The following is a 6,109-nucleotide window of genomic DNA, read 5'->3' on the forward strand; positions in this document are numbered from 1 at the left end:
CGTGGGGATCTTGAACCCCCTCTATGACGCCGTTTCGTGGATCATCGTCCAGTTCCACTCGCTGTACAGCCTGGTTTTCGACAAGGACAGCGGTTGGGCGTGGGGTCTGTCCATCGTCTCCCTGGTGGTCCTGATCCGGACGGCGCTGATCCCGCTCTTCGTGAAGCAGATCAAGTCCACCCGGAACATGCAGGTGCTCCAGCCGAAGATGAAGGCGATCCAGGAGCGCTACAAGAACGACCGGCAGAAGCAGTCCGAGGAGATGATGAAGCTGTACAAGGAGACGGGTACCAACCCGCTCTCCTCGTGCCTGCCGATTCTGGTCCAGTCGCCGTTCTTCTTCGCCCTGTACCACGTGCTGAGCAATGTGGCGAAGGGCCACGAGGTCGGCGTGATCCACATGAACCTCGTGGAGAGCGCGAGCAAGGCGCACATCTTCGGCGCCCCGCTGCCGGCGAAGTTCCTGGACTCCACCGCCACCCTGGCGCACCTGAACACCAGCCACGCCGAGGTACGCACCGTCACGATCATCATGATCGTGCTGATGTCGTTCTCGCAGTTCTACACGCAGCGCCAGCTGATGACGAAGAACGTGGACATGTCGGTGAACACGCCGTTCATGCAGCAGCAGAAGATGCTGATGTACGTGTTCCCGCTGATCTTCGCGGGCTTCGGCATCATCGCCCCGGTCGGTGTGCTGCTGTACTGGCTGACCACCAACGTCTGGACGATGTGCCAGCAGCTGATCGTCATCCGGCGCAACCCCACCCCGGGCAGTCTCGCGTTCAAGCAGCGGCAGGAGCGGCTGCGGGCCAAGGGCAAGCTGGTGGAGCCGCCCGAGGAGGTCAAGGCGAAGGAAGCGGTCGAGCAGGCGCGCGCCAACCGCACCCAGCCGAAGCGGCAGAGCAAGTCCCAGCGGACCTCCGGCGGGACCGCGACCAGCACGCGTACGGCTGGTGGCTCCGGTTCCGGGACCGCGACGTCCGGGAAGGCGTCCGACGAGTCCGACGCTTCCGGTGGGTCCGGCGGGTCCGGCGCCTCGAAGTCGTCCGGCGGTTCCGGTGCCTCCAAGTCCTCGGGTGCCTCGAAGTCGTCCGGTGCGTCGAAGTCTTCCGGTGGGAAGCAGTCCGGCGGCGGGAAGGGCGGCGCGCCCCGCGCGGGCGCGCCCAGGGCCGGTGCGCCGCGGGCGGGCGGTTCCAAGCAGGGCGGCGGTGCCTCGGGCAAGCAGTCCGGCGGCGCGAAGCCCAAGCCCGGCAACCTGTCGAAGAAGAAGTAAGAGGAGAGTCCAGGCGTGAGCGACGTCAACACGACCACGGCACCCGAAAGCGGCTCGTCCGCCGGCCTGACCCGGCTGGAGCAGGAGGGCGAGATCGCTGCGGACTACCTCGAGGGTCTGCTCGATATCGCCGACCTCGACGGCGACATCGACATGGATGTCGAGGGCGAGCGTGCGTCGGTGTCGATCATCGGCGACGGTGGCAGCCGTGATCTGAACAAGCTGGTCGGGCGGGAGGGTGAGGTCCTGGAGGCGCTGCAGGAGCTGACCCGGCTCGCGGTGCACCGGGAGACCGGCGAGCGCAGCCGGCTGATGCTGGACATCGCCGGGTTCCGCGCCCACAAGCGGGCCGAGCTGGCGAAGCTCGGCGCGAGCGCGGCGGCGGAGGTCAAGCAGACCGGTGAGCCGGTGAAGCTGGACCCGATGACGCCGTTCGAGCGCAAGGTCGTGCATGACGCGGTCGCCGCGGCCGGTCTGCGCAGCGAGTCCGAGGGCGAGGAGCCGCAGCGCCGCGTGGTCGTTCTGCCCGCGTAGCACCGCGACCGGCCCGCCCGCGCACCTGCGCGTGACCGATCCGTCGGCCCCGTCTGTTCGCAGACGGGGCCGAACCTTGTAACCCTGATGGTGTACGTCTGCCTTCCCAGCGCCTGGAGAACCGAGGCGCGGACATCCGAGGAAAGGACCGCCCCCGTGACCGAGGCAGCAGCGGAGCTTCCCGCGCCGCCCGAGCAGGCCAAAGAGGTCTTCGGCGACCGGTTCGGCGATGCGGTGCGCTACGCCGGGCTGCTCGCCGACGTGGGGGTCCAGCGTGGGCTGATCGGCCCGCGCGAGGTGCCCCGCCTGTGGGAACGGCACCTGCTGAACTGCGCGGTGCTCTCCGAGGTGGTCGAGGCGGACGTGTCGGTCTGCGATGTCGGCTCCGGTGCCGGGCTGCCCGGTATCCCGCTGGCACTGGTCCGGCCGGATCTGGAGATCACCCTGCTGGAGCCGCTGCTGCGGCGGACCACCTTCCTCGAAGAAGTGGTCAGGCTGCTCGACCTGGCGAACGTCACGGTGGTACGCGGCCGGGCCGAGGAGATGGTCGGCCTGCTGGCACCGGTGGACGTGGTGACCGCCCGCGCGGTGGCCCCGCTGGAACGGCTGGCCGGCTGGGGTCTGCCGCTGCTGCGGCCGCACGGTGAGATGGCCGTCCTCAAGGGCGACACCGCGGAGGAGGAGCTGAAGGCGGCCCGAGCTGCCCTCGGCCGGCTCGGTGCGGTGGGCGCGACGGTGGTGCACGTCGGCGAGGGCGTCGTCGAGCCGCTCTCCACCGTGGTCCGGGTCCAGGTCGGCGAGAGCCCCGGAGGGGTACGGGCGGCCAGCAGGCGGGCCAAGGCGGCGCGCGCACACCGTGCCTCGCGCAACGGTGCGGGCGGCCGGCGCCGGCGCTGAGGGCAGCGGTCCATCCTCAGTCTGTCGCCGCCGCCCGCGTCATCTGGCGGCGGCGACGTTCGTGAAGCCCCCGGGCCGTCTCCCAGGTCGGCTTTCTACGCCATCCAACCGGCCAAAACGGAACAATCCGGAGTGTCTACGGAGTTAGTGTCGCGCCGCTGTGCATCGTGTTCCACGTGAAACGTCGCTCACTGCTCCCCGGAGTTCTCACCCGTGGCCGCGCCGCGGCCGAAGCGCATGCCAGTAAACCCGTCAAGAAGACTCCTCCTGTGGATAGTTCTCGGGATTTATCCACAGGCGGCCGGGGCTCGCTGGTTCAGCACCCCTCAGGCATGGCAGGCTCTCCTCATAGCGAGCCTGAAGTCGAGGAGAGTGAGTCCTTGCGGTCCGACGCCAACATTGCGGGACCGATGGCCGATCCGGTCCCCGGTCCCCGCTCAGCCGAAACCGCCGGAGGACCCCTGTCCGGGCCCCCGGGGTACGGGAGCGATGTTTCACGTGAAACATTGCCTCCCATGGATGACACCCCTATTGGCCGCGCGGCCCAGTTGGCCGTCGAAGCGCTCGGCCGCGCCGGCGAGGGGCTGCCCAGACCTGCCCAGACCCGGGTGATGGTGGTCGCCAACCAGAAGGGCGGGGTGGGGAAGACCACCACCACCGTCAACCTGGCGGCCTCCCTGGCACTGCACGGCAACCGCGTTCTGGTGATCGACCTCGATCCCCAGGGCAACGCCTCCACCGCGCTGGGCATCGACCACCACGCCGAAGTCCCGTCGATCTACGACGTCCTGGTGGAGAGCAAGCCGCTCTCCGACGTCGTGCTCCCGGTCGCCGATGTCGAAGGGCTTTTCTGCGCACCCGCCACCATCGACCTGGCGGGTGCGGAAATCGAACTCGTCTCCCTGGTCGCTCGTGAGAGCCGGCTACAGAAGGCGATCGAGGGCTATGAACAGCCGCTGGACTACGTGCTGATCGACTGCCCGCCCTCGCTCGGCCTGCTGACGGTGAATGCCCTCGTGGCCGGCGCCGAGGTGGTCATCCCGATCCAGTGCGAGTACTACGCGCTGGAGGGTCTGGGTCAGCTCCTCAAGAACGTCGACCTGGTCCGCGCCCACCTCAACCCGCGGCTGCACGTCTCCACGATCCTGCTGACGATGTACGACGGCCGGACCCGGCTCGCGGCCCAGGTCGCGGAGGAGGTGCGCACCCACTTCGGCAAGGAGGTGCTGCGCACCAGCATCCCCCGGTCGGTGCGTATCTCGGAGGCGCCCAGCTACGGCCAGACCGTGCTCACCTACGACCCGGGTTCCAGTGGCGCCCTCTCCTACCTGGAGGCGGCCCGGGAGATGGCCCTACGGGGCCTTCCTGCCAACATCGCGGTCGAGTACGACCCGGAGCACGCCGAACAGCACCAAGAGCACAACCCGCACAGTATGTCGGAGGGGATTCAGTGAGTGATCGACGCAGAGGGCTCGGCCGTGGTCTTGGCGCGCTGATCCCGGCCGCGCCGCAGTCGGCCGGAGGCACGTCCGCGAACCAGGCGACGTTGGACCGCGGTGTCGCCGCGGCCAAGGTGGCCGGACTGACGGACCGCCGCGCGGCCGAGGCCGTACCCGCGGTGGTGGACATCCCTGTTTCACGTGGAACCGAACCGGACCTGTCCGGGGCGGAGGCGCCGGTCACCGGTGCCTACTTCGCGGAACTCGCGTTGGATGCCATCACCCCGAATCCTCGGCAGCCGCGAGAGGTCTTCGACGAGGACGCCCTCAACGAACTCATCACCTCCATCAAGGAGGTGGGCCTGCTCCAGCCGGTGGTGGTGCGGCAGATCGACACCGCTCGCTATGAGCTGATCATGGGTGAGCGCCGGTGGCGCGCCTGCCGGGAGGCGGGGCTCGAGCGCATCCCGGCGATCGTTCGCGCCACCGACGACGAGAAGCTGCTGCTGGACGCCCTCCTGGAGAACCTGCACCGGGCTCAGCTCAACCCGCTGGAGGAGGCCGCGGCTTACGACCAACTGCTGCGTGACTTCGCCTGCACCCATGAGCAGTTGGCCGACCGGATCGGCCGCTCCCGCTCGCAGGTGTCCAACACGCTGCGCCTGTTGAAGCTCTCGGCACCGGTACAGCGCCGGGTCGCCGCCGGGGTGATCTCGTTCGGGCACGCCCGGGCGCTGCTCTCCCTGGACGATGCCGACGAGCAGGACCGGCTGGCCCATCGGATCGTTGCCGAGGGACTGTCGGTGCGCGCGGTCGAGGAGATCGTGACGCTGATGAACAGCGAGCCCGCGACCGCCCGTAAGGTCGCCGCGCCGCGGGCCGGCCGTCGGGTCTCGCCGGCGCTGACGCACCTTGCCACCCGGCTCTCAGATCGCTTCGACACCAGGGTGAAGGTCGACCTGGGTCAAAAGCGCGGAAAGATCGTTGTGGAGTTCGCCTCGATAGAGGATCTGGAGCGCATCCTGGGATCAATGGCCCCCGGTGAGGGCAAGGTCCTGGAGAACCGGCTGGAGGCCGAATCCGAGGACGGTGACGACGCCGAGGACAGCGCCGAGTGACCTGTCGGCACCCCGGCAGGCTGCGCCGGGGTGCCGACAGGCTGGTTGGCTGACAGAAACGGGGTCTTCGCCAGATGGGACGTCGGCTCGCACCGCTCACTCTCGACAATCTCACCGACCTTCCCAAACCGTGTCGACGCTGTGTCTTCTGGGAACTCGATCCGGTCAGCGGTGAAGCGGCCGTCAAGGCAGGCCGACCCGAACTGGAGAAGGAGTCCTGGATCTCCGCGGTGCTGCTGGAGTGGGGCTCATGCGGCCGACTGGTCTACGTCGACGAGATGCCGGCCGGCTTCGTGCTCTATGCCCCGGCCGCCTATGTGCCCCGCTCCACCGCCTTCCCCACCAGCCCGGTGTCGGGAGACGCCGTCCAGCTGATGACGTCCCGGGTGCTGCCAGGCTTCCAGGGGCAGGGGCTCGGCCGGGTACTCGTGCAGACGGTCGCGAAGGATCTGGTCCGCCGTGGCTTCCGGGCCATCGAGGCGTTCGGCGACGCCACGTGGGAGTCCCCCGACTGCGTGCTCCCCGCCGACCATCTGACCGCCGTGGGCTTCAAGACGGTACGGCCGCATCCGCGCTTCCCCCGGCTGCGGCTGGAGTTGCGCACCGCGCTCTCCTGGCGGGAAGACGTCGAGATGGCGATCGACCGCCTGCTGGGAGCGGTACAGAAAGAGCCGGCCCTGCGGCCGCTGTGACCGCTGTGACCGCTCCGACGATGGAGACGCAGAAACGGCGGGGGGGGGGGGGGGGGGGGGGGCGCCCCCCCCCCCCGGGTTGGGAAAACGCGCGCGCGGGGGGGGGGGGGGCCCACGGAAACGGGGGGGGGCGGGCGCGCGGGCCCCCCCCCC

The 6,109-nt window shown here is 69.3% G+C and carries 6 protein-coding genes; all 6 read left to right on the forward strand.

Annotation, left to right across the window (positions count from 1 at the left end; genetic code table 11):
- Position 1: 1 nt before the first annotated feature.
- The 6 genes from yidC (at position 2) to ACIPAE_RS09325 (ending at position 5,956) form a co-directional block, all read left to right on the forward strand.
- Entirely contained in the window at positions 2-1,276 is a 1,275-nt protein-coding gene (gene yidC / locus ACIPAE_RS09300) for a membrane protein insertase YidC (protein WP_329366991.1), read from the forward strand.
- A gap of 15 nt (positions 1,277-1,291) precedes the next feature.
- Complete coding sequence (locus ACIPAE_RS09305; protein ID WP_329366993.1) at positions 1,292-1,810, forward strand: R3H domain-containing nucleic acid-binding protein; 519 nt, start codon at positions 1,292-1,294, stop codon at positions 1,808-1,810.
- A gap of 156 nt (positions 1,811-1,966) precedes the next feature.
- Positions 1,967-2,707, forward strand: a complete 741-nt coding sequence (gene rsmG, locus ACIPAE_RS09310; RefSeq protein WP_329366995.1) for a 16S rRNA (guanine(527)-N(7))-methyltransferase RsmG — start codon at positions 1,967-1,969, stop codon at positions 2,705-2,707.
- A gap of 332 nt (positions 2,708-3,039) precedes the next feature.
- Positions 3,040-4,161 (forward strand): AAA family ATPase, encoded by a 1,122-nt coding sequence (locus tag ACIPAE_RS09315; protein ID WP_328466606.1) that lies wholly within the window; start codon positions 3,040-3,042, stop codon positions 4,159-4,161.
- On the forward strand, positions 4,158-5,264 hold the full coding sequence (locus tag ACIPAE_RS09320) for a ParB/RepB/Spo0J family partition protein (protein ID WP_366411230.1): 1,107 nt from the start codon (positions 4,158-4,160) through the stop codon (positions 5,262-5,264). The genes ACIPAE_RS09315 and ACIPAE_RS09320 overlap by 4 nt, the downstream gene beginning before the upstream one ends.
- Positions 5,265-5,338: 74 nt before the next feature.
- The gene (locus tag ACIPAE_RS09325; protein WP_329366999.1) at positions 5,339-5,956 is read left to right on the forward strand and encodes a GNAT family N-acetyltransferase; all 618 of its coding nucleotides are present in this window, start codon (positions 5,339-5,341) and stop codon (positions 5,954-5,956) included.
- The last annotated feature ends 153 nt before the right edge of the window (positions 5,957-6,109 follow it).

Origin of the sequence: Streptomyces sp. NPDC087270, assembly GCF_044744625.1 — a bacterium.
Lineage (GTDB): Bacteria > Actinomycetota > Actinomycetes > Streptomycetales > Streptomycetaceae > Actinacidiphila.